General features: G+C 72.0%; 17 protein-coding genes. 9 read left to right on the top strand and 8 right to left on the bottom strand.

Annotated elements, in window-relative coordinates; all coding sequences use genetic code 11:
• Positions 1-139: 139 nt before the first annotated feature.
• From ACIRBY_RS13715 to ACIRBY_RS13705, 3 genes are all read left to right on the top strand, one after another.
• Positions 140-1,015, top strand: coding sequence for a M24 family metallopeptidase (locus tag ACIRBY_RS13715; RefSeq protein ID WP_403900283.1), 876 nt, complete (start codon positions 140-142; stop codon positions 1,013-1,015).
• A gap of 5 nt (positions 1,016-1,020) precedes the next feature.
• Positions 1,021-2,796 carry an SDR family oxidoreductase gene (locus tag ACIRBY_RS13710; protein ID WP_403900573.1) on the top strand — a complete coding sequence of 592 codons (1,776 nt, stop codon included), beginning with the start codon at positions 1,021-1,023 and terminating at the stop codon, positions 2,794-2,796.
• A gap of 198 nt (positions 2,797-2,994) precedes the next feature.
• On the top strand, positions 2,995-3,909 hold the full coding sequence (locus ACIRBY_RS13705) for a MerR family transcriptional regulator (protein ID WP_403900279.1): 915 nt from the start codon (positions 2,995-2,997) through the stop codon (positions 3,907-3,909).
• Between the two features lie 115 nt (positions 3,910-4,024).
• Here ACIRBY_RS13705 and ACIRBY_RS13700 read toward each other — a convergent pair whose 3' ends face one another.
• Positions 4,025-4,810, bottom strand: coding sequence for an aquaporin (locus tag ACIRBY_RS13700; RefSeq protein WP_403900277.1), 786 nt, complete (start codon positions 4,808-4,810; stop codon positions 4,025-4,027).
• A gap of 131 nt (positions 4,811-4,941) precedes the next feature.
• Between ACIRBY_RS13700 and ACIRBY_RS13695 the strand changes: the two genes are divergently transcribed.
• The gene (locus ACIRBY_RS13695; RefSeq protein ID WP_403900275.1) at positions 4,942-5,481 is read left to right on the top strand and encodes an RNA 2'-phosphotransferase; all 540 of its coding nucleotides are present in this window, start codon (positions 4,942-4,944) and stop codon (positions 5,479-5,481) included.
• Between the two features lie 39 nt (positions 5,482-5,520).
• On the opposite strand, the gene ACIRBY_RS13690 is transcribed toward ACIRBY_RS13695, so the two are convergent.
• Positions 5,521-6,423: an LLM class flavin-dependent oxidoreductase gene (locus tag ACIRBY_RS13690; protein WP_403900273.1), complete on the bottom strand. Its 903-nt coding sequence runs from the start codon at positions 6,421-6,423 to the stop codon at positions 5,521-5,523.
• A 93-nt stretch (positions 6,424-6,516) separates the two neighbouring features.
• Here ACIRBY_RS13690 and ACIRBY_RS13685 point away from each other — a divergent pair, with 93 nt between their 5' ends.
• Positions 6,517-7,398, top strand: coding sequence for a Cof-type HAD-IIB family hydrolase (locus tag ACIRBY_RS13685; RefSeq protein ID WP_403900271.1), 882 nt, complete (start codon positions 6,517-6,519; stop codon positions 7,396-7,398).
• A gap of 37 nt (positions 7,399-7,435) precedes the next feature.
• Here the strand turns inward: ACIRBY_RS13685 and ACIRBY_RS13680 are convergent, their stop codons facing one another.
• From ACIRBY_RS13680 to ACIRBY_RS13665, 4 genes are read right to left on the bottom strand one after another with little or no spacing between them, the layout of a single operon-like run.
• Positions 7,436-9,172: a GAF domain-containing sensor histidine kinase gene (locus tag ACIRBY_RS13680; RefSeq protein WP_403900269.1), complete on the bottom strand. Its 1,737-nt coding sequence runs from the start codon at positions 9,170-9,172 to the stop codon at positions 7,436-7,438.
• A gap of 37 nt (positions 9,173-9,209) precedes the next feature.
• Entirely contained in the window at positions 9,210-12,749 is a 3,540-nt protein-coding gene (gene cydD, locus ACIRBY_RS13675) for a thiol reductant ABC exporter subunit CydD (protein WP_403900267.1), read from the bottom strand.
• Positions 12,750-12,793: 44 nt separating this feature from the next.
• Positions 12,794-13,795: a cytochrome d ubiquinol oxidase subunit II gene (gene cydB, locus ACIRBY_RS13670; protein WP_403900265.1), complete on the bottom strand. Its 1,002-nt coding sequence runs from the start codon at positions 13,793-13,795 to the stop codon at positions 12,794-12,796.
• Between the two features lie 18 nt (positions 13,796-13,813).
• A complete protein-coding gene (locus ACIRBY_RS13665; protein WP_403900263.1) occupies positions 13,814-15,319 on the bottom strand; it encodes a cytochrome ubiquinol oxidase subunit I in 1,506 nt (501 codons plus the stop codon).
• 216 nt (positions 15,320-15,535) lie between these two features.
• Between ACIRBY_RS13665 and ACIRBY_RS13660 the strand changes: the two genes are divergently transcribed.
• Positions 15,536-15,904, top strand: coding sequence for a cyclophilin-like fold protein (locus ACIRBY_RS13660; protein WP_403900261.1), 369 nt, complete (start codon positions 15,536-15,538; stop codon positions 15,902-15,904).
• Positions 15,905-15,922: 18 nt separating this feature from the next.
• On the opposite strand, the gene hisC is transcribed toward ACIRBY_RS13660, so the two are convergent.
• Complete coding sequence (gene hisC, locus ACIRBY_RS13655) at positions 15,923-17,002, bottom strand: histidinol-phosphate transaminase (protein WP_403900259.1); 1,080 nt, start codon at positions 17,000-17,002, stop codon at positions 15,923-15,925.
• A gap of 362 nt (positions 17,003-17,364) precedes the next feature.
• Here hisC and ACIRBY_RS13650 point away from each other — a divergent pair, with 362 nt between their 5' ends.
• From ACIRBY_RS13650 to ACIRBY_RS13640, 3 genes are all read left to right on the top strand, one after another.
• Complete coding sequence (locus tag ACIRBY_RS13650; protein WP_403900257.1) at positions 17,365-18,480, top strand: LacI family DNA-binding transcriptional regulator; 1,116 nt, start codon at positions 17,365-17,367, stop codon at positions 18,478-18,480.
• A gap of 217 nt (positions 18,481-18,697) precedes the next feature.
• Positions 18,698-19,873, top strand: a complete 1,176-nt coding sequence (locus ACIRBY_RS13645; RefSeq protein ID WP_403900571.1) for a metallophosphoesterase — start codon at positions 18,698-18,700, stop codon at positions 19,871-19,873.
• Positions 19,874-20,021: 148 nt separating this feature from the next.
• Positions 20,022-20,849, top strand: coding sequence for a hypothetical protein (locus ACIRBY_RS13640; protein WP_403900255.1), 828 nt, complete (start codon positions 20,022-20,024; stop codon positions 20,847-20,849).
• Between the two features lie 4 nt (positions 20,850-20,853).
• Here ACIRBY_RS13640 and ACIRBY_RS13635 read toward each other — a convergent pair whose 3' ends face one another.
• Positions 20,854-21,147 carry a hypothetical protein gene (locus tag ACIRBY_RS13635; protein ID WP_403900253.1) on the bottom strand — a complete coding sequence of 98 codons (294 nt, stop codon included), beginning with the start codon at positions 21,145-21,147 and terminating at the stop codon, positions 20,854-20,856.
• Positions 21,148-21,453 lie beyond the last annotated feature (306 nt).

Genomic DNA, 21,453 nt, shown 5'->3' with positions numbered 1-21,453 from the left:
ACGCGGGGCTGACGCCGGCCGGGTGGGCCGCGGAGTTGTCCACAGGTCCGTGCACGACCCTTGACGTGATCTCCGGTCATTGTCACATTCATCAGTGTCAACTTTCGGCGCGTACGGCTAACAGGGACGGACGGCTGGCATGGCTGGGGACACGGACACGAGGGAACGCACCGCACGCGGCCCGGTGCGGCTCACCGCCGAGCTGCGCGGCTTCAGGGAGGTCCAGCGCCTCGCGTACGAGTGCGCCGAGACCGTGGCGGCGCAGCTGCGCCCCGGGGTGACCGAGCGCGAGGCGGCCCGGATGCAGCGCGAGTGGCTGCGGGAGCGGGGGGTGCGGGACTGGTTCCACCTGCCCTTCGCGTGGTTCGGGGACCGCACCGCCTTCGCGGGCTTCAGGATTCCGCTCCAGTTCTTCCCCACCAACCGGAGGCTGGAGCCGGGGATGCCGTTCATCCTCGACATGGCGCCGGTCCACCGCGGTTACGCGGCCGACATCGGCTACTCGGGCAGCCTCGGCCTCAATCCGGTGCAGGACCGGCTGATGTCCGACCTGCGGCCGCACCGCGCGCTGATCCTGGAGCAGGTGCGCGAGCGCCGCCCGCTGCGTGAGATCTACGAGAACGTCGAACGGCTGATGACCCGCCAGGGGTACGCCAACCGGCACCGGGCCTATCCGTTCGGAGTGATCGCGCACAAGGTGGACCGGGTAGCGGAGCACCGCTGGTCCCCGACCGCGTTCGGGTTCGGCGTCCAGTCCCTCAAGGGGCTGGCCTCCGACGCCCTGCACGGCCACCGCGAGGGCTGGTCCCCGCTGTGGAGCCCCTACCGCTTCTCCGACCACCCGCCGCAGCCCGGCCTGTGGGCGGTGGAGCCGCACCTGGGCTTCCGGGGCACGGGGGCGAAGTTCGAGGAGATCCTGGTCGTCACCGACTCCCGGGATCCCGAGGAGAGCGCGTTCTGGCTGGACGACGACCTGCCGCACGTGCGGCGCTGGACCGAGGAGAAGGCGGCATGAGCGGGATGAGCGGTACGGCCCTGGCAGGCGCGCGCGAGCGCCGGGTGAGCACGGGCGGGATCGAGCTGTGCGTCGTCGAGCTGGGCGAGCCGGACCGGCCCACCGTGCTGCTGGTGCACGGCTACCCGGACAGCAAGGAGGTCTGGTCGGAGGTGGCCGAGCGGCTCGCGGCCCGGTTCCACGTGGTGCTGTACGACGTGCGCGGCCACGGCCGGTCCTCGGCTCCGGTCCCGCTGCGCGGTGGCTTCACCCTGGAGAAGCTGACCGACGACTTCCTGGCCGTGGCGGACGCCGTCAGCCCGGACCGGCCCGTGCACCTGGTGGGCCACGACTGGGGATCCGTGCAGGGCTGGGAGTTCGCGACGGTCGCCCGCACCGAGGGCCGGATCGCCTCCTTCACCTCCATGTCCGGCCCCTCCCTCGACCACTTCGGGCACTGGATCAAGAAGCGGATGGCCCGGCCCACCCCGCGCCGGGCCGCCCAGCTGCTGAACCAGGGCTCGAAGTCCTGGTACGTGGGCATGCTGCACACCCCGGTGCTGCCGGAGCTCGCCTGGCGCGGGCCGCTGGGCAAGCGCTGGCCGAAGATCCTGGCCCGCCTGGAGGAGGTCCCGGTCGGCCCCGCCTATCCGACGGCCTCGCTGCGCTCGGACGCGGCGCACGGTGCCTGGCTGTACCGCGACAACGTCCGGCCGCGCCTGCGCCGGCCGCGCGCCGACGCGTTCGCGCACGTGCCGGTGCAGCTGATCACCCCGACCGGGGACGCCTTCCTCTCCGAGCGGCTCTACGACGACCTGGAGCGGTGGGCCCCCGACCTGGTGCGGCGCACCCTGCCGGCGAAGCACTGGATCCCCAGGACCCGGCCCGACCAGGTGGCCGCCTGGATCGGCGAGTTCGTCACCGCCCGGGAGGAGCCCACGGCGAAGGCCCCGGAGCAGAAGGCCCCCGGGAAGTACGCCGACCGGTTCGCGGGGCAGCTGGTGCTCGTCACCGGCGCCGCCAGCGGCATCGGGCGGGCCACCGCCTTCGCCTTCGCCGAGGCCGGGGCCCGGGTCGTGGCCGTGGACCGGGACGGCGAGGGGGCCGCCCGCACCGCCGAGATGGCCCGGCTCGTCGGCGCCGCCGACGCCTGGGGGGAGTGCGTCGACGTCAGCGACGAACAGGCGATGGAGAAGCTCGCGGCCAAGGTCGCCGCCGAGTACGGCATCGTCGACGTGCTGGTGAACAACGCCGGCATCGGGCTGTCGGGATCCTTCCTCGACACCTCTTCCGAGGACTGGAAGAAGGTCCTCGACGTGAACCTGTGGGGGGTCATCCACGGCTGCCGGATCTTCGGGAAGCAGATGGCCGAGCGCGGTCAGGGCGGGCACATCGTCAACACCGCCTCCGCCGCCGCCTATCTCCCCTCGCGGACCCTGCCCGCCTACAGCACCTCCAAGGCCGCGGTGCTGATGCTGAGCGAGTGCCTGCGCGCGGAGCTCGCGTCCCGGTCGATCGGGGTCTCGGCGATCTGCCCGGGCATCGTGAACACCAACATCACCGCCACCTCCCGGTTCGCGGGGGTGGACGCGGCCGAGGAGAAGCGCCGCCAGGAGCGGTCCTCGCGGCTGTACGGGCTGCGGAACTTCCCGCCGGAGAAGGTCGCCGACGCGGTCCTGCGGGCGGTGGTGGAGAACCGGGCGGTCGTGCCGGTGACCCCCGAGTCCAAGGGCGCGCTGTGGATGTCCCGGTTCATGCCGAACACGCTGCGGAGGATCGCGAGGCTGGAACCCCGGCTGTGAACCGGGCTCCGGCCGGCCGGAGTCCGGGTCCGCCGCGCACCGGGCCCGGCACGGACGTACCCCGCTCCATCCGGCGGTCGTACCATCCCTCGCAGGAGGGCTCGCTGCTCAACGCGGCCGAGTACCTGGCGGCGCCTCCTGCCGCCCGGACCGCGGCGGGCGCGGTCGGCCCAGCCGCCATGTCGTAGGGAGCCGGGATTGTCCGATCAGGCGCCAGCCGAGTACCGGATCGAGGATCTGGCCCACCACAGCGGGGCGACCGTGCGCACGATCCGTGCGTACCAGGACCGCGGCCTGCTGCCGAAGCCCGAGCGCAGGGGCCGGTCCAACGTGTACCGGGACACGCATCTGGCACGGTTGCGCCAGATCGCGGACCTGCTGGACCGCGGCTACACCCTGGCCTCCATCAAGGAGCTGCTGGAGGCGTGGGACGCCGGGCGCGGGCTGGGCGGCGTACTCGGCCTGGTCGCGGAGGTGCACGGGCCGTGGACCGACGAGGAGGCCGACCGGATCAGCCGGGAGGACCTCGACGCGCGGTTCGGCGGCCTGCCCGACGAGGGCGCGGTGGACGAGGCCTGCGAGCTCGGGGTGCTGGAGCGGATCCCGGGCCGCCCGGACGAGTTCCTGGTGCCCTCCCCGCAGGAGTTGGCGGTCGCGGCGGAGCTGTACGCGGCCGGGGTGCCCCTCGGGGCGATCACCGGTCATCTGCGGGAACTGCGCGGGCAGGTGGAGCACATCGCCTCGCGCTTCCTGGAGTTCACCACCGAGCACGTCTTCGGCCGCTACCTCGGGCAGGTGCCGCCGACGGACTCGGACGCGGCGGAGGCGGCGACGATGGTGCGCCGGCTGCGACCCCTGGCCCAGCAGACGGTCGACGCCGAACTGGCGCGGGCGATGCGGCTGTTCGCGACCCGCCACCTCCAGCGCCACCTGGGTGCCCCGGGCGCGCTCCAGCCGACGGGGCCCGCACCGGTGGCGCTGCCCGCGGAGACGGTGCGGGCGGTACAGGAGCTGGTGGGGCCGGAGCACGTGGCGGAGTTCGTCCGGGCCGCGACGGAACGCGAGCTCCAGGCCCGGACGATGAACGATCTGGCCAGCAGGGGCGGCCGGTAATGCTCGATCGGTAGTCCACAGGCGACCCCCAGGGCGAATCGCTCAGATGACGGCGAAACCCGCCGAAACGGTTGTGGACAACTCCCCTTTTCCTGTGGGCAACACGGGGGGCGCGTCAGACGATCGCCTCGAACCCGGCGCCGGGGCGGGGCATATCGGCCAACGGACCCTGCACGTCCGGCTGCCCGGAGGACGCCGGACCGGACGCCACCCGGCCGCGCTCCCGCCCGTAGAGGAGCGTGGCCAGGGCGAGGCCGAGGACGCCGCCGGCGAGCTGCGCCGCGACGAACCCGGGTAGCGACTGCGGGGCGATGCCGGTGAAGGAGTCGCTGAAGGCGCGGCCGATCGTGCCGGCCGGATTGGCGAAGGAGCCCGAGGAGGTGAACCAGATCGCGGCGGCGATGTACGCGGCGACCGCGACCGGGACGAGCCTCGGGCGGCCGATGCGGCCGAGTCCCTGGATGACCAGGACCAGTCCGGCGGTCGCGACGATCTCGCCGATCAGCAGATGGCCGCCGTCGCGGACCTGGGTGGAGAAGGCCCCGGGGGTGCGGCCGAACATCACCTCGGCCAGGACGGCGCCGCCGACGGCCCCGGCGGTCTGCGCGACGGCGTAGGCGAAGGCCTCCCGGGCGTCGAGCCCCTCGCCGCCGGCGCGCCGGGCCCACCAGGCGGTGAGGGTGACGACGGGGTTGAGATGGGCGCCGGACAGGGGGCCGAAGAGGGTGATGATCAGACCCAGGCCGATGGCGGAGGCGAGCGAGTTGGCGACGAGGGCGACACCGGTGTCGCGGCTGAGGGACGCGGCCTGGATGCCGGACCCGATCACCACCACGAGCAGGCTCGCGGTGCCGATGAGCTCGGCAGCCGTGCGCCGCAGCAGTGAAGCCTTATTTGTCATAGTTTCTCCCTCTAGATAGCCGTACAGCGGAAAATATATTCCGCATCTTGGAATGGCGATAGAGGGGCCTCAGACGTCGCCGAGGGGGAAAATGCCTGTCGGAGACCCGATCAAGGCGGCACGCTGGGCACATGGACGAGAAACGTGCCGTGAAGGTGTCCAAATACGTCTCGAAACACCTGCGGCATCAGCCGGAACGCATCGGACTGACGCTCGACCCGCAGGGCTGGGTGGAGATCGACGACCTGCTCCGCGCGGCGGCGGCGCACAGGTTCCCCTTCAGCCGGGCCGAGCTGGATCACGTGGTCGCCGCCAACGACAAGCAGCGGTTCGCCGTCGAGGGCACCCGGATCAGGGCCAGCCAGGGCCACACCGTCGCGGTGGACCTGGGCCTGCCGGAGGCCGAACCGCCCGCGTGGCTCTACCACGGCACCGTCGCCCGGGCCCTTGACTCGATCCGCGCCGAGGGCCTGCGCCCGATGGCCCGCCACCACGTACACCTGTCGCCCGATCGCGAGACGGCGACCCGCGTGGGGGCACGCCGGGGCCGCCCGGTGGTCCTCGCGGTGGACGCGGGCGCGATGCGCGCGGCCGGGCACGTCTTCCGGGTCAGCGCCAACGGGGTATGGCTGGCGGACGCCGTACCGCCGGAGTTCCTGCGCTTCCAGTAGCCGCGCGGGAACCCCGGCCGGAGGGCGGGGAGCCGGTCGTCAGACGCCCAGCTGGGAGGGCGCCTCGGTGGCGATCCGCTCGAAGACGCTCTCGTCGGCCGCGAAGACGGAGTCCGGGATGGGGGCGTGGACGACCAGCTCGGTGAAGCCCAGCTCGCGGTGGCGGCCGGCGAAGTCGACGAACGCGTCCACGGACTCCAGCATGCTGCTGCGCTCCGGGGTGAACCCCGTCAGCAGGACCCGCTCGATGGACCCGGGCTCCCGCCCGATCTCCGCCAGGGCCTTCTCCAGCTTGCCGACCTGACCGCGCAGGGCCTCCAGCGACTGCTCGGGCGTGCCCTCGAAGACCTTGGGGTCACCCGCGGTCACCCAGGCCTGGCCGTACCTGGCCGCCAGCTTCACACCCCGCGGGCCGGTCGCGGCGACGGCGAACGGCAGGCGCGGGCGCTGGACGCAGCCGGGGATGTTGCGGGCCTCCTCCGCGGAGTAGAAGGTGCCCTGGTGGGTCACCGCGGGCTCGGTCAGCAGCCGGTCCAGCAGCGGGACGAACTCGGCGAAGCGGTCCGCGCGCTCACGCGGGCTCCACTCCTCCTGCCCCAGAGCCGTCGCGTCGAAGCCGTTGCCGCCCGCGCCGATACCGAGGGTGATCCGGCCGCCGGAGATGTCGTCCAGGGACATCAGCTCCTTGGCCAGGGTCACCGGGTGCCGGAAGTTCGGTGAGGTGACCAGCGTGCCCAGGCGGATCCGGTCGGTGACGGCCGCAGCGGCGGTCAGGGTGGGCATCGCGCCGAACCAGGGGCCGTCGCGGAAGGTCCGCCAGGTCAGGTGGTCATAGGTGTAGGCGGTGTGGAACCCGAGCCGCTCGGCCCGTTCCCACTGGTCACGGCCGCCGTCGTGCCACGGACGGACCGGCAGGATCACGGTGCTCAAGCGAAGACTCATGGCGCCGAGCCTACGGTGCGAACCGCTCCCGCGCTGTGAGCCAGGTTTCACGTGAAACATCTCCTCCCGATCATGGTGAACGGGTGGGAACCCATGGGCGAAGATGGAGCGGTGACCTCGGCTCCCCAGCGCCCGGACGGGCCCTTCCCCGCACCCCGACTCATCGCCACCGACCTCGACGGCACCCTGCTGCGCGACGACAAATCCGTCTCGCTGCGCACGGTGGCCGCGCTCGCCGCCGCCGAAGAGGCCGGAATCGAGGTCTTCTTCGTCACAGGCCGCCCGGCCCGCTGGATGGACGTGGTCAGCGATCACGTCCACGGACACGGCCTGGCGATCTGCGCGAACGGGGCCGCCGTGGTCGACCTGCACGCCGGGCGGGAGTTCGTACAGGTGCGGGCCCTGCCCCGGGCCACCGCGCTCACGGTCGTCGACACCCTGCGCGCGGCCGTCCCCGGCACCTCCTTCGCGGTCGAGATGACCACCGGCATCAACTACGAGCCGGCCTACCCGCCCTTCTTCCAGGACCCGGGCGCCACCGTCGCCACCGCCGAGAAGCTGCTGCGTGAGGAGGCGGACGAAAGTTCCGCACCGGTGCTCAAGCTGCTCGCGCACCACGCCGAGCTGACCCCGGACGAGTTCCTCGCCCTGGCCCGCTCGGCCGCCGGAGCCTACGCCTCGATCACCCGCTCCAGCCCGACCGCCCTGCTGGAGATCAGCGCGCTCGGTGTGTCCAAGGCCAGCACCCTGGAACTGTGCTGCGCCGAGCGCGGCATCTCCCCGGCCGAGGTCGTCGCCTTCGGCGACATGCCCAACGACGTCGAGATGCTCCGCTGGGCCGGCTCCTCGTACGCGATGGGCAACGCCCACCCGGACGTGATCGCGGCCGCCTCGGGCCGCACCGTGGACAACAACGAGGACGGGGTCGCCGTCGTCATCGAGCGCATCCTCGCCGAACACGCCGCGCGCGCCTGAACGTTCCACCCGGCCCGGGCCACACGGAACGGACCTTCTAGAGCGGGGCCTCCCACACCAGGGCGGTCCCGCCGCCGTCCTCCGCGATCCCCGGGCCGTACCAGCTGGAGCCGCCCAGGGACTCGGCCCTGCGGCGCAGGTTGCGCAGACCGCTGCGGCGCCCGCCCTCCGGGATGCCCACCCCGTCGTCGGCGACCTCCAACCGCACCCCGGGCCGGCCGTCGGAGAGGCTGACGGTGGAGTCGACCACCACCTCGATCCGGGACGCGTCCGCGTGCCGGAAGGCGTTCGACAGGGCCTCGCGCAAGGCGGCGATCAGGTTCTTGCCGACCAGCTCGCCCACGGCCGCGTCGATCGGCCCGACGAACCGGTGCGCGGGTTTGAAGCCCAGCGGGACGGCGGCCATGTTGATCTCCCGCAGCACACGCGTGCGCAGCCCGGACGGGGCCTCCGCCGGGCCTTGCTGGAGAGCGAAGATCGCGGTGCGGATCTCCTGGATCGTCACGTCCAGCTCGTCCACGGCCTTCCCCACGCCGTCGCGGACCTCCGGGACGATGGAGCGGCGCTGCGCGCCCTCCAGCATCATCCCGGTGGCGAACAGCCGCTGGATGACCAGGTCGTGCAGATCACGGGCGATCCGGTCGCGGTCCTCGAACACCGCGAGCCGCTCCCGGTCGCGCTGGGCCTCGGCCATCATCAGCGCGAGGGCGGCCTGGGAGGCGAACTGCGTGGCCAGGGTCCGCTCCGCCTCGGTGAAGGGCCTCCTGCCCCGGGCCCGCGGGGTGACCAGCGCCCCCAGCACCCGCCCGCCGCTGTGCAGCGGGAGCATCATGCAGGGCCCGTACGGGCTGGTGAGCCTGCTGATCATGCGGGGATCGACGGAGGCGTCCTCCGTGAAGACCGGCTCGCCCCGCAGGAGCTGGACCACCACCGGGCTCTCGGCGGGGATCACCACGCCCAGCGAGGTCGCCGGGTTGTCGGCGGAGACGGCGACGATCTCCATCCCGCCCTCCTCCGCCGGCAGCATCACGATCCCCGCCGCCGAGTCGGCGAGGTGGCGGGCCTGCTCGGCGACGACCGCCAGGGCGTCGTCCGCGTCCCCGCCCGACAGCAGTGCGGTGGTGACGGCCACCGATCCGTCGATCCAGCGCTCCCGCTGGGTGGCGGCCTCGTACAGGCGGGCGTTGCCGATGGCGATGCCCGCCTCGGTGGCCAGCACCCGGACCATGTGGACGTCGTAGTCGTTGAAATCGCCGCCGCCGTTCTTCTCGGCGAGGTAGAGGTTGCCGAAGATCTCCCCCTGCACCCTGATCGGGACGCCGAGGAAGGTCTTCATGGGCGGATGGTGCGGGGGAAAGCCCGCCGAGCGCGGATCCTTCGTCAGATCGGCGAGCCGCACCGTGTCGGGGTGGGAGATCAGCGCGCCGAGCAGGCCACGCTTGCCGTCCGGACGGTGGCCGATCCGCTGCGCCTGCTCGGCGCTGAGCCCGAAGGTCACGAAGTCCGAGAGTCCGGGGCCGTCCGTGTCGACGACGCCGATCGCCGCGTAGCGGGCGTCCGCGAGCTCGGCGGCCGTCTCGCAGATGCGGTCGAGCGTGGAGTGCAGTTCGAGACCCGTCCCGACGGAGCGCATGGCCTCCAGCAGTTGCGGGACCCGAGCGGTCAGCTCGGTGGACAGCCCCTGGAGGCTGCGGGTGGCCCGGGTGGCGGCCTCCATCGGGTCCTGTGCGTGACGGGCGGGCTCCGACGATTCCTGGGACTCCTCCACTGACATGTTCTTGAGCCTAGTTAGTCCCGTTTAGGAGGGAAAGTCAGCCCATGGAGTCGGCCGGAATCGCACCTGCCCGCCGCTCCCGCTCCAGCAGGCTCCGCAGCGGACCCTCGACGGCCGCCAGCTCCGCGTACACCCCGCGCTGCACGACCGCGCCCCGGTCCAGCACGAGCACCTCGTCCACCGCGTCCAGCCCGGCGAGCCGATGCGTGATCAGCACGGTGGCCCGTCCCTCGGTCGCCGCCAGCAGGTCCGCCGTCAGGGCGTCCGCGGTCGCCAGGTCCAGGTGCTCGGCCGGCTCGTCGAGGACGAGCACGGGGAAGTCCGCGAGCAGGGCCCGGGCCAGGGCGAGCCGCTGGCGCTGGCCGCCCGAGAGCCGCTGCCCGTGTTCACCGACCAGGGTGTCGAGCCCGTCCGGCAGCCCGTCGGCCCACTCCAGCAGCCGGGCCGCGGCGAGCGCCTCCCTCAGCTGCACCTCGTCCGCGCCGGGCCGGGCCAGCCTCAGGTTCTCGCGGACCGAGCTGTCGAAGAGGTGCGCGTCCTGGGCGCACAGGCCCACGAAGCGGCGTACGGCATCTCCGTCGCAGCCGCGCGCGTCCGTCCCGCCCAGCGTGTACGCGCCCTCGCGCGGGTCCAGGAACCGCAGCAGGACTTGGGCCAGCGTGGTCTTGCCCGAGCCTGAGGGCCCGACGACCGCGATGCGGCGCCCGGCCTCCAGCGTCAGCTCCAGCCCGTGCAGTGCGTCCCGCTCCTGGCCCGCGTGGCGGGCGGCGAGTCCCGTGAGCCGCAGCGGGAACGGCGAGGAGGGCAGCTCCCTCGGCTCGGCCGGCTCGGCGACGGGCACGGGCGCGTCGATGACCTCGTACACCCGCTCGGCGCTACGGCGCACCCGCTGCCGGTACTGGACGGCCGTCGGAAGCCCGCCGACCGCCTCGAACGCGGCGAGCGGGGTCAGGACCACCACCGCCATGGCCACGCCCGACAGCCGGCCGTCCGCGACGGCGCCGGCACCGGCGAACGCGGCGCACACCACGGTGAGCCCGCACACCAGGGCCGACAGCCCGCCGCCCAGCCCGGCGGCCGCGGCCCCGCGCGAGGCGATCCGGGTGAGCGCCCCGTCGGCGTCCCGCGCCCGGGACTTCCGGTCGGCGAGGGCCCCGGCGACGGTGAGCTCGGCGGTGCCCGTCAGCAGGTCGGCCACCCGGGTGGCGAGCTCGCCCCGGGCGGGCGCGAGCCGCCGCTCCGCACTGCGCGAGCAGGCCCCGCTGACCAGCGGAACCCCGATCCCGGCCACCAGCAGCCCCACCGCGAGCGCCGCGCCCGCCCCGGGCAGCAGCCAGGCCGTAAAGGCCACCGATCCGGTGCCGACGAGCACCGCGGTGCCCACCGGCAACAGCCAGCGCAGCCAGTAGTCCTGGAGGGCGTCGGCGTCGGCCACCAGCCGGGACAGCAGGTCACCGCGCCGCTGCTCGCGCAGTCCGGCGGGCGCGATCCGCTCCAGCCTCCGGTACACCGCGACCCGCAGATCGGCCAGCATCCGCAGGACGGCGTCGTGCGACACCAGGCGCTCGGCGTAGCGGAAGACGGCCCGCCCCAGGCCGAAGGCCCGCGTCGCCGTGACGGCCACCATCAGGTACAGCACGGGCGGTTGCTCGGACGCCCGGGAGATCAGCCATCCGGACACGGCCATCAGCCCGACGCTGCACCCGACGGCCAGCGCACCGAGCAGCAGGCCGAGCCGGAACCGTCCCTGCCATGCCGCGGCCACGGCCCGCACCCGGCGCAGGGGGTCCCCGCCGCCGGTCTCCGCGCCCCCGCCGCCGGCCCGTTCCCGGGCGGTCCCGAGGATCCACTCCCCGGGATCGGACATCCCGGCCGCGGTGCGCGGGGCCGGCGCGGTGCCCGGGACCGGGGAGGTGCTCTGCGCCGCCGTGTCGGCGGCACCCTCGCCCACCGCCACCACCCGGTCGGCGACCGCCAGCAGCGCCGGGCGGTGCACCACGAGGAGCACGGTCCGCCCGACCGCGAGACGCCGCACGGCGTCCACGACCGCGGCCTCGGTCTCCCCGTCCAGGGCGGCCGTCGGCTCGTCCAGCAGCAGCACCGGCCGGTCCGCGAGGAACGCCCGCGCCAGGGCCAGCCGCTGGCGCTGCCCCGCGGACAGGCCGGCGCCGCCCTCGCCGAGCAGGGTCCGCGTCCCGCGCGGCAGGGCGGAGACGAACTCCCAGGCCCCGGCGTCCCGCAGCGCCGCCTCCACCGCGTCGTCGTCGGCCCCGGACCGGGCCAGGCGGACGTTCTCGGCGATGGTTCCGGCGAAGAGGTGCGGCCGCTGCGGCACCCAGGCGATCCGCTCCCGCCATTGTGCGGGGGAGAGCTCGGCCAGGTCCGTGCCGCCCACCCGTACCCGCCCGGCCGTCGGCGTGACGAAGCCGAGCAGCACGTTCAGCAGCGTGGACTTGCCCGCCCCGCTCGGTCCGGTGAGGGCCACGCACTCGCCCGGCCGGACGACGAGCGACACCGGGCAGGGGGAGGAAGCGCTGCGGCCCTCGTGGCGGACCTCGACCGCGTCGAGCTCGATGACCGGTGCGGCGGCCGGGACGGCGGCCCCGGCACTCTGGCCGGGGACCGGGGTCTCCAGGACCGCGAAGATCTCCTCCGCCGCGGCCAGTCCCTCGGCGGCCGCGTGGTACTGGGCCCCGACCTGCCGCAGCGGCAGATAGGCCTCCGGGGCCAGGATCAGGATGACGAGGCCCGTGTACAGGTCCAGCTCCCCGTGCACGAGCCGCATGCCGATGGTCACCGCGACGAGCGCCACCGACAGGGTGGCGAGCAGTTCGAGGGCGAAGGAGGAGAGGAAGGCGATGCGCAGCGTGCGCATCGTGGCCTGGCGGTAGTCGTCGGTGATCTTGCGGATGGATTCGGCCTGCGCCTTGGCCCGCCCGAAGACCTTCAGTGTCGGGAGGCCCTCCACCACGTCGAGGAAGTGGCCCGACAGCCGCGAGAGCAGCCGCCACTGCCGGTCCATCCGGCTCTGGGTGGCCATTCCGATGAGGATCATGAACAGCGGGATCAGCGGCAGGGTGACGACGATGATGGCCGCCGACACCCAGTCCTCGGTGACGATCCGGGCGAGGACCGCCACCGGCACCACCACCGCGAGCCCCAGCTGGGGCAGGTAGCGGGAGAAGTAGTCGTCGAGCGCGTCCACTCCGCGGGTGGCGAGGGACACCAGGGATCCGGTGCGCTGCCCGCCGAGCCGGACGGGCCCGAGGTCCGCGGCCCGGTCGAGCAGCCGGCCGCGCAGCTCCGACTTGACCGCCGCACCGGCCCGGTGCGCGGCCAGCTCGGTGAGCCAGGCCACCAGCCCGCGCCCGAGCGCCACTGCCGCGAGCAGCAGCAGTGGCGTCCGCAGGTCCCCCGCGTCGAGTCCCCGCTCGAAGGCTCCGACCACGATCTCGGCGATGAGCATCGCCTGGCCGACGACCAGCCCCGCCCCGGCGAGCCCGAGAGCCACCACCGCCCCCAGGAAGAGGCGGGTGGAGCGGGCGTACCGGAGCAGGCGCGGGTCGATCGGTTTCACGTGAAACATCCCCTCGGCAGGGTCGGGCGGGGGTCGCGCACGGCTCAGTGCGCGTCGGCGATGTGCTGCGTACCGATCCGCTTGCGGAACACCCAGTACGTCCAGCCCTGGTAGAGCATCACGAGCGGAGCGGCCACACCGGCGCACCAGGTCATGATCTTCAGGGTGTACGGGGTGGACGAGGCGTTGGTGACCGTCAGGCTCCACGCCTCGTTCAGCGAGGACGGCATGACGTTCGGGAACAGCGTCAGGAAGAGCATCGCGACGGCCGCCGCGATGGTGATCCCCGACAGCGCGAAGGACCAGCCCTCCCGGCCCGCCAGGTTGCAGCCGATGGCGGCGACCAGCGCGGCCACGGCGACGGCCATGGCGATCAGGCTCCGGCCGTCACCGCGCGAGACCTGGGTCCAGATGAGGAAGGCCAGGGCCAGCACGGCCGCCACCACACCCAGCCGGGTCGCCAGCGCACGCGAGCGGTCCCGGATGTCACCGACGGTCTTGAGCGAGGCGAACACCGCACCGTGGAAGGTGAACAGGGTGAGGGTGACCAGTCCGCCGAGGAGCGCGTACACGTTGAGCAGGTCGAAGAGGCTTCCGACGTACTCCATGTGCTGGTCGATCTTCACCCCGCGCACGATGTTCGCGAAGGCCACGCCCCAGAGGAAGGCGGGGATCAGCGAGGCCCAGAAGATGGCGTGTTCCCAGTTGGTCTGCCACCGCTCCCCGGACCGCTTGTGCCGGTACTCGAAGGCGACGCCCCGGACGATCAGGCAGACCAGGATGAGCAGCAGCGGCAGGTAGAAGCCGGAGAAGAGGGTGGCGTACCACTCGGGGAAGGCGGCGAAGGTGGCGCCGCCCGCCGTGAGCAGCCAGACCTCGTTGCCGTCCCAGACGGGCCCGATCGTGTTGATCAGGACCCGCTTCTCGGTGCGGTCGCGCGCGAGGAGCTTGGTGAGTACGCCGATTCCGAAGTCGAAGCCCTCCAGGAAGAAGTAGCCGGTCCACAGGACGGCGATGAGTACGAACCAGACGTCGTGAAGCTGCATGGTGTGCTCCCTCCTGCCTCAGTACGAGAAGGCCATCGGCCGGTCGGCGTTCTTGTCGTCCCCGCCGAGCCTGGTGGGCGGGTTGAGGTCGGCCTCCGTCAGCTCGGGAGGGCCGGCCTTGACGTACTTCACGAGGAGCCTGACCTCGATCACGGCGAGCACGGCGTAGAGCAGCGTGAAGCCGATCATCGAGGTGAGCACCTCGCCCTGCGAGACGTTCGGCGAGACCGCGTCCCTGGTGCGCAGGACTCCGTAGACCACCCAGGGCTGGCGGCCCATCTCCGTGAAGATCCAGCCCCAGGAGTTGGCGAGCAGCGGGAAGCACATGGTCCAGAGCGCGACGAGCCAGTAGAGCTGCGAGAACTTCGGGCTGAGCGCCTTCTTGAAGAGGACGAGATGGGGGACCTCGTCCTCTCCGGTGCGCAGCGCGGGCGGCAGCAGGAAGCGCTTACGGGTCAGCCACAGCCCCAGCACGCCGATGCCGAGGGAGGCCATGCCGAAGCCGATCATCCAGCGGAAGCCCCAGTAGGCGACGGGGATGTTGGGCCGGTAGTCGCCGGGGCCGAACTTCTCCTGCTCGGCCTTGTTGACGTCGTTGATGCCCGGGACGAAGGAGTCGAAGTCGTTGTTGGCCAGGAACGACAGCAGGCCCGGGATCTCTATGGCCACCTTGTTGTGGCCCTTGTCGACGTCGCCGTAGGCGAAGACGGAGAAGGGCGCGGGGGCCTCGCCGTCCCACAGGGCCTCGGCGGCGGCCATCTTCATGGGCTGCTGCTTGAACATCACCTTGCCGAGCATGTCCCCGCTGAGGGCGGTGCCCATACCGGCGATGATCATGACGACCAGGCCGACCCGCAGCGAGCTGCGCATCACGGGGACGTGCTTCTTGCGGGCGAGGTGGAAGGCGGAGATGCCGACCATGAAGGCGCCGCCGACCAGGAAGGCGGCCGTGATGGTGTGGAAGAACTGGGTGAGCGCGGTGTCCTGGGTGAGCACGCGCCAGAAGTCGGTGAGCTCGGCCCGGCCCCGCTCCTCGTTGATGCGGTAGCCGACCGGGTGCTGCATCCAGGAGTTCGCCGCGAGGATGAAGTACGCGGACAGGACGGTGCCGAGCGAGACCATCCAGATGCAGGCCAGGTGGATCTTCTTGGGCAGCTTGTCCCAGCCGAAGATCCACAGACCGATGAAGGTCGACTCGAAGAAGAAGGCGATCAGCGCCTCGAAGGCCAGCGGCGCTCCGAAGATGTCGCCCACGAATCGCGAGTAGTCGGACCAGTTCATGCCGAACTGGAACTCCTGGACGATGCCGGTGACGACACCCATCGCGATATTGATCAAGAAAAGCTTGCCCCAGAACTTCGTGGCCCTGAGGTATTTCTCCTTCTCGGTGCGCACCCAGGCGGTCTGCAGGCCGGCGGTCAGCGCGGCGAGCGAGATCGTGAGCGGAACGAAGAGGAAGTGGTAGACGGTGGTGATGCCGAACTGCCAGCGCGCCAATGTCTCAGGCGCCAAAGCTAGGTCCACGTCGTCTTCTCCTTGTCGTCGCCGTGGTCACAGCGGGCAGTCTGCCTGGCGGGTTCCCTCCCATAACGGGAGGAAGCAGGACACGCTTGTGAACGCGTTCACATTCACAAGCATTATGTCCTACCGGCTTTGGCCGGAAACAGGCGGGGTACCCCCTGGCGCCCCCGGCACTCTGGACCCCTAGCCAAGAAATTCAACAGATTGTTGAATGTGGCCATGCAGATTCGAATCTCATGGCCTGCGGGCCTGCTCACCGCGACCCTCGACGAGACCCCGACCAGCAAGGCGCTGGCCGCGGCCCTCCCGATCTCCGCCTCCGCGCACACCTGGGGCGAGGAGGTCTACTTCGACACGGGCGTCTCCGTGGACCTGGAGCACGACGCCCGGCAGGTCGTGGACCCCGGAACGGTCGCTTTCTGGACCGAGGGCGACGCGCTCGCGCTGCCCTACGGCCCCACGCCCATCTCGCGCGGAGGCGAGAGCCGCCTGGCGAGCCCGTGCAACGTGCTCGGCTCGTTCGACGGCGACCCCCGCCTCCTGGCCACCGTCCGAGACGGCGACCCCATCCGCGTGGAACTGGTCTGACGACTACAGCTCCTTCGACTACAGCTCCTTGAAGAAGGCCTCCGCCGTGTGCAGGAAGAGGTCGTTCGCCTCGGTCTCACCGATCGTGACCCGAAGGCCCTCGCCCGCGAAGGGCCGGACCACCACACCGGCCTTCTCGCAGGCCGCCGCGAACTCGGCGGTCCGCTCCCCCAGCCGCATCCAGACGAAGTTGGCCTGGGTGTCCGGAACCGTCCAGCCCTGCGCGAGCAGCGTCTCGTGCACGCGGTTGCGCTCGCACACCAGCGACCCGACCCGGCCCATCAGCTCGTCCTCGGCGCGCAGCGAGGCGACCGCGGCGTCCTGTGCCAGCTGGCTGACGCCGAAGGGCACCGCCGTCTTGCGCAGCGCCGCCGCGACCGGCTCGTGCGCCACCGCGAAGCCGACGCGCAGTCCGGCCAGGCCGTAGGCCTTGGAGAACGTACGCAGCACGGCGACGTTGGGGCGGTCGCGGTAGATCTCGATGCCGTCCGGCACGTCGGTGTCGCGGACGAACTCGCGGTAGGCCTCGTCCAGCACCACCAGGACGTCCGAGGGCACGCGGTCCAGGAACCGCTCCAGCTCGGCGCGGCGCACGGCGGTGCCGGTCGGGTTGTTGGGATTGCAAACGAAGATCAGCCGCGTCCGCTCGGTGATCGCGGCGGCCATCGCGTCCAGGTCGTGGACGTCCCCGTCGGTCAGCGGGACCTGCACGGACGTGGCGCCCGAGATCTGCGTGATGATCGGGTAGGCCTCGAAGGACCGCCAGGCGTACATGACCTCGTCACCCGGGCCGGCCGTCGACTGGATCAGCGACTGGGCCACGCCCACGGAGCCGGTGCCCGTGGCGATGTGCTCGGCCGGCACCCCGAAGCGCTCGGCCAGCTCGTTCACCAGGCCGGTGCACGCCATGTCCGGGTAGCGGTTGAAGCGGCCGGCGGCCTCGACCGCCGTCTCCAGGACCCCCGGAAGCGGCGGGTAGGGGTTCTCGTTCGAGGACAGCTTGAAAGCCACGGCCCCGCCCTGTGCGGCGGGCTTGCCGGGCTTGTAGGTGGGGATGCCGTCCAGCTCGGCGCGCAGCTTCGGGCTCTTCTCGCTCACCGCAGGTCCTCCTCGACCGTCCCGTCGACGTCTCCGTCGACTCAATACTGCTCACCATATGAGGATTCCGCCGATCCGAGAATGGCGGGCGCCAGGAACACAGGGGGAGCGCGCGCATATATGCGCGCGCCGGTGGCCCGCGCCGTGGCGCGCGTCCCTCGTGCAGGTGAGTTGCGAGCGGCCAGTCGCCGCCTCGTTTTGGCATGCCCGTACCCGCCGACAGGCCCCACCCTTGGACGAAATCGTCAAATACCTTCAATTCCAAGGTCATTAGGGGTGGCGAACCAAGCAGAAACGTGCCTGTCAACCCGTGCATATGCACCTGAACCACCCTGCCGTCCGAGCCCTACTATCGGCTCGCCATGACAGCAGCAGGGAAGCATCACGTGAGCCGGGCCGAGACCACCCGGCGGGTCGGCGGCCGACAGGGCCGGGCCGGGATCAGGGACGTGGCCGCCGCCGCGGGGGTGTCCATCACCACCGTCTCCGACGCGCTCAATGGCAAGGGACGGCTGCCGGACGCCACCCGCCGCCACGTCCGCGAGGTGGCCGACCGGCTGGGCTACCGCCCCTCCGCCGCCGCCCGCACCCTCCGTACCGGAAAGTCGGGCCTCATCGGCCTGACCGTGACGACGTACGGGGATGAACCTTTCACCTTCACCGAATTCGCGTACTTCGCCGAGATGGCGCGGGCCGCCACCTCCGCCGCGCTCGCCCGCGGCTACGCCCTCGTCATCCTGCCGGCCACCTCCCGGCACGACGTCTGGTCCAACGTGGCCCTCGACGGCACCGTCGTCATCGACCCCTCGGACCACGACCCCGTCGTCAGCGAGCTCGTCCGCCAGGGCCTGCCCGTGGTCTCCGACGGCCGGCCCGCCGGCACCCTCCCCGTCACCGCCTGGGTGGACAACGACCACGAAGCGGCCGTGCTGGGCCTGCTCGACCACCTCGCCGCAGCCGGCGCCCGCCGGATCGGGCTGCTGACCGGCACCACCACCGACACCTACACCCGGCTCTCCACGACCGCCTACCTCAACTGGTGCGAGCGGGTCGGCCAGGACCCCGTCTACGAGTCCTACCCCGCCCACGACCCCTGCGCGGGCGCCGTCGCCGCCGACCGCCTCCTCGCCCGGCCCGACCGCCCCGACGCCGTCTACGGCCTCTTCGACCCGAACGGCACCGACCTGCTCGCCGCCGCCCGGCGCTACGGGCTGCGGGTCCCCGAGGACCTGCTCCTCGTCTGCTGCAGCGAGTCCACCGTCTACGCGAACACCGAGCCGCCCATCACCACGCTCTCCCTCAAACCGCGCCGCATCGGAACCGCCGTCGTGCAGCTGCTGATCGACGCGATCGAGGGGGTCGACACGGGACGCCCGGTCGAACAGGTCGTCCCGACCGAGCTGATCATCCGCACGTCCTCGCAGCGCAGGACACCCCGGACCACCGTCAGCCCGCCCCGCTCACCGGCCCAGGACTGACCGCCGGACCCCCGTATTCGGCGGGTTCGGCGGTTCCGCCGAGGATTTCAACAACCCTCATATCGGTCCAAAAGGGCAGGAAGGTTTGGTTCCGCCCAGGATTCACCACCCCTGGTGCGTCACAGAGCGCGAGCCGCATTCCTATGATGGGCGCACGACATCACGGACCCTCCGCCCCGGAGGTGAGCAGGGTCCGCAGGTGTACGGCAGCGCGACGGTGGTGGAGGGGTCGATGACTCAGGGGGCCGGTCAGGGACCCGCGATGCGGACGGACACGCTGCGGGACTTCCGGGTGCCGGTCAACGAACCCGCGCCGTACGCCGCGTCCGCCGGCCTGCCCGGCGACGCGCCCGCGTACGGCGAGTACCCCGCGTACTACGCCCCCGAGAGCGTTCCGCAGCAGCGCACGGCCTCCGCCCACACGGAGGTCCCCGCCGCACCCGGGGACGACCTCGACGGCTACACCCCCACCCAGCGCGACCTGCCCGTCATCGGGCGCGTCGCGACGGGCGGGCCCGGGGACACCGTCCAGGTCCAGTACGTCCCGCAGGAGGCCCCGGCCACCGGCCCCGGCCCCCTCTACGTCGTGGGCGACGTCCACGGCTACCTCGACGAGCTCATCCACGAGCTCCAGGCGCAGAACCTCATCGACGCCGACTGCCACTGGTCCGCCGGGAACGCCAGGATCTGGTTCCTGGGCGACTTCACCGACCGCGGCCCCGACGGCATCGGGGTCATCGACCTCGTCATGCGGCTGTCCGCCGAGGCCGCCGCCGCCGGCGGCTACTGCAAGGCCCTGATGGGCAATCACGAGCTGCTGCTCATCGGGGCGAAGCGGTTCGGCGACACCCCCGTGAACTCCGGCGCCGGCACGGCCACCTTCCAGGCCGCCTGGCTGCTCAACGGCGGACAGCGCACCGACATGGAGCGCCTGGAGGACGTCCACCTGCAGTGGATGTCCCGGCTGGACGCGGCCACCCTGGCGGACGGGCACCTGCTGCTGCACTCCGACACCACGGCCTACCTGGACTACGGCGACTCCATCGAGGACGTCAACGACACCATCCACGAGCTGCTCAACCGCAACGACGCGGACACCACCTGGGACCTGTTCCGCAAGTTCACCAAGCGCTTCGCCTTCCGCGACGAGGAGACGGGCCCGCAGGCCGTGCGCCAGCTGCTGGCCACCTACGGCGGCGGCCGCGTCGTCCACGGCCACAGCCCCATCCCGTACCTGCTCGGCGAAGTCGGCACCGAGGACGGCGACGAGGCGCACGGGCCGGAGTCCGTCGACGGACCGCACGTGTACGCGGACGGGCTGGCCATCGCGATGGACGGCGGCGTGACGATGGCGGGCAAACTGCTGGTCCAACAACTGCCGTTGCGCGACTGAGCGTTCACGGAGCGGGGTATTTCCCGAAAGTCCCTGTCACCCCATGGCCGGGGCGCTCTACCATCGCCCTGTCCGTAGCAGGCTCTCCTCCGTTTGGGCCGGCGCCCGGTTCTACGCGGGCATACCGGCTCGTACGGGGCATCGGGGGATGCACATGACCAGCGGTCCGCACCTGCTCATCGAAGACCGACCCGAATTCGACCGGCTCCTCGACGAGGCGCTGCACACGGCGGACGAACGGCCCGAACTCGCCGGCCTCGGCGAACGGCTGAACGCCGAACAGCTGCGCACGATGGCCCTGAGCGCCATCGCGCTGCTGACCGCCGCGGCGGCCGCCGAGTACGCCCACTACGTGAAGGTACGGGAGGAACTGCGCGACGAGGCCCTGACAGGACGCGGGAACACCGACGAGGAAGCCGACGGGGACGACGCCGGGCAGGGGGAAGGCGGCGCCGGCGTGAGCGCCGTGGTGGCCGTCCTCGCGCCGGTCCTGGCGGGGACCGCCATGCTGATCTTCCTGCTGGTGGGCTACTGCCTGAAGGCGGTCGATCCCGAACCCGCCTTCGCACGCACGATGCTGACGGCCGGTTGGCTCTTCGGCGGGCTCACCGTGGTCGCGCTGGTCTTCGCGGTGGTCTCGCTGCTGGTGGCGGCCCTGCGCAACAGCTCCACGGAGGTGGCAGCGGAGGAGAGCGTGCCGATACCGGACGAGCTCGCGCGCGCCCGGGAGGCCTGGCGCAACGCGCTGCTGGAGCGGGGCATCATGCCGTTCCTGCGCGACGCGCTGGCCGATCCGACCGCCGGGACGGGCTACCCGGTGCCCCGCACGCCGGGGGCCGGGCGCATCCCCAATCTGGGATACACCCGGCCCGACTTCAGCAGCCCGTCCGACGGAGCACCCGGCCCGCGTCCGGGCTACTCCAGCCCGGACTTCACGAGCCCGGACTTCGGCGGCCCGGAGCACCGGCCGGAGTGATCGCCTACTTGGTGTCCTCGCGGCGGTGGTCAGGGGCAGCGTCCGGGACGGTGCCGCGCCGCAGGGGCGGGTTGTCCACCGGGGCGGGAACGGGAGTCCACGGCAGGTTGCAGGTGAGACCGAAATTGCTGGCGGGATTCACGGTGCAGTCGGTCTCGTAGATCCGGCCGTCGGAGCCGACGCTCTCGACGTGCACCAGTCCGGAGTGGTCGCTGACGGCGATGCCGCACAGGCTCACTCCCCGCGGGATACCTCCGTTGTCGCTCAGGTTGTTCCACTCGAAGTCGCGGTTCATCATGCCCGTGAGCCGGCGGATGCCGACCCAGGGAGTGCCGCTGATCAGGACGGCCTTGACCTCTACGGCCGAGTCGGGCTCGTACTGGGCGACGTCGGTGCACGGACCGGTCGCACCAGTCGCGCCGGTCGCACCAGTCGCACCCGTGGCACCAGTCGCACCGGTGGCACCGGTGGCACCCGTGGCACCGGTAGCGCCGGTAGCCCCCGTCGCACCAGTAGCGCCCGTGGCACCCGTCGCACCAGTAGCCCCCGTCGCACCAGTAGCGCCGGTAGCCCCCGTCGCACCAGTAGCGCCCGTCGCACCCGT

The organism is Streptomyces sp. NPDC096136 (genome assembly GCF_044763325.1).
Taxonomy (GTDB): domain Bacteria; phylum Actinomycetota; class Actinomycetes; order Streptomycetales; family Streptomycetaceae; genus Streptomyces.
This window is presented reverse-complemented; position numbering and strand designations above follow the sequence as displayed.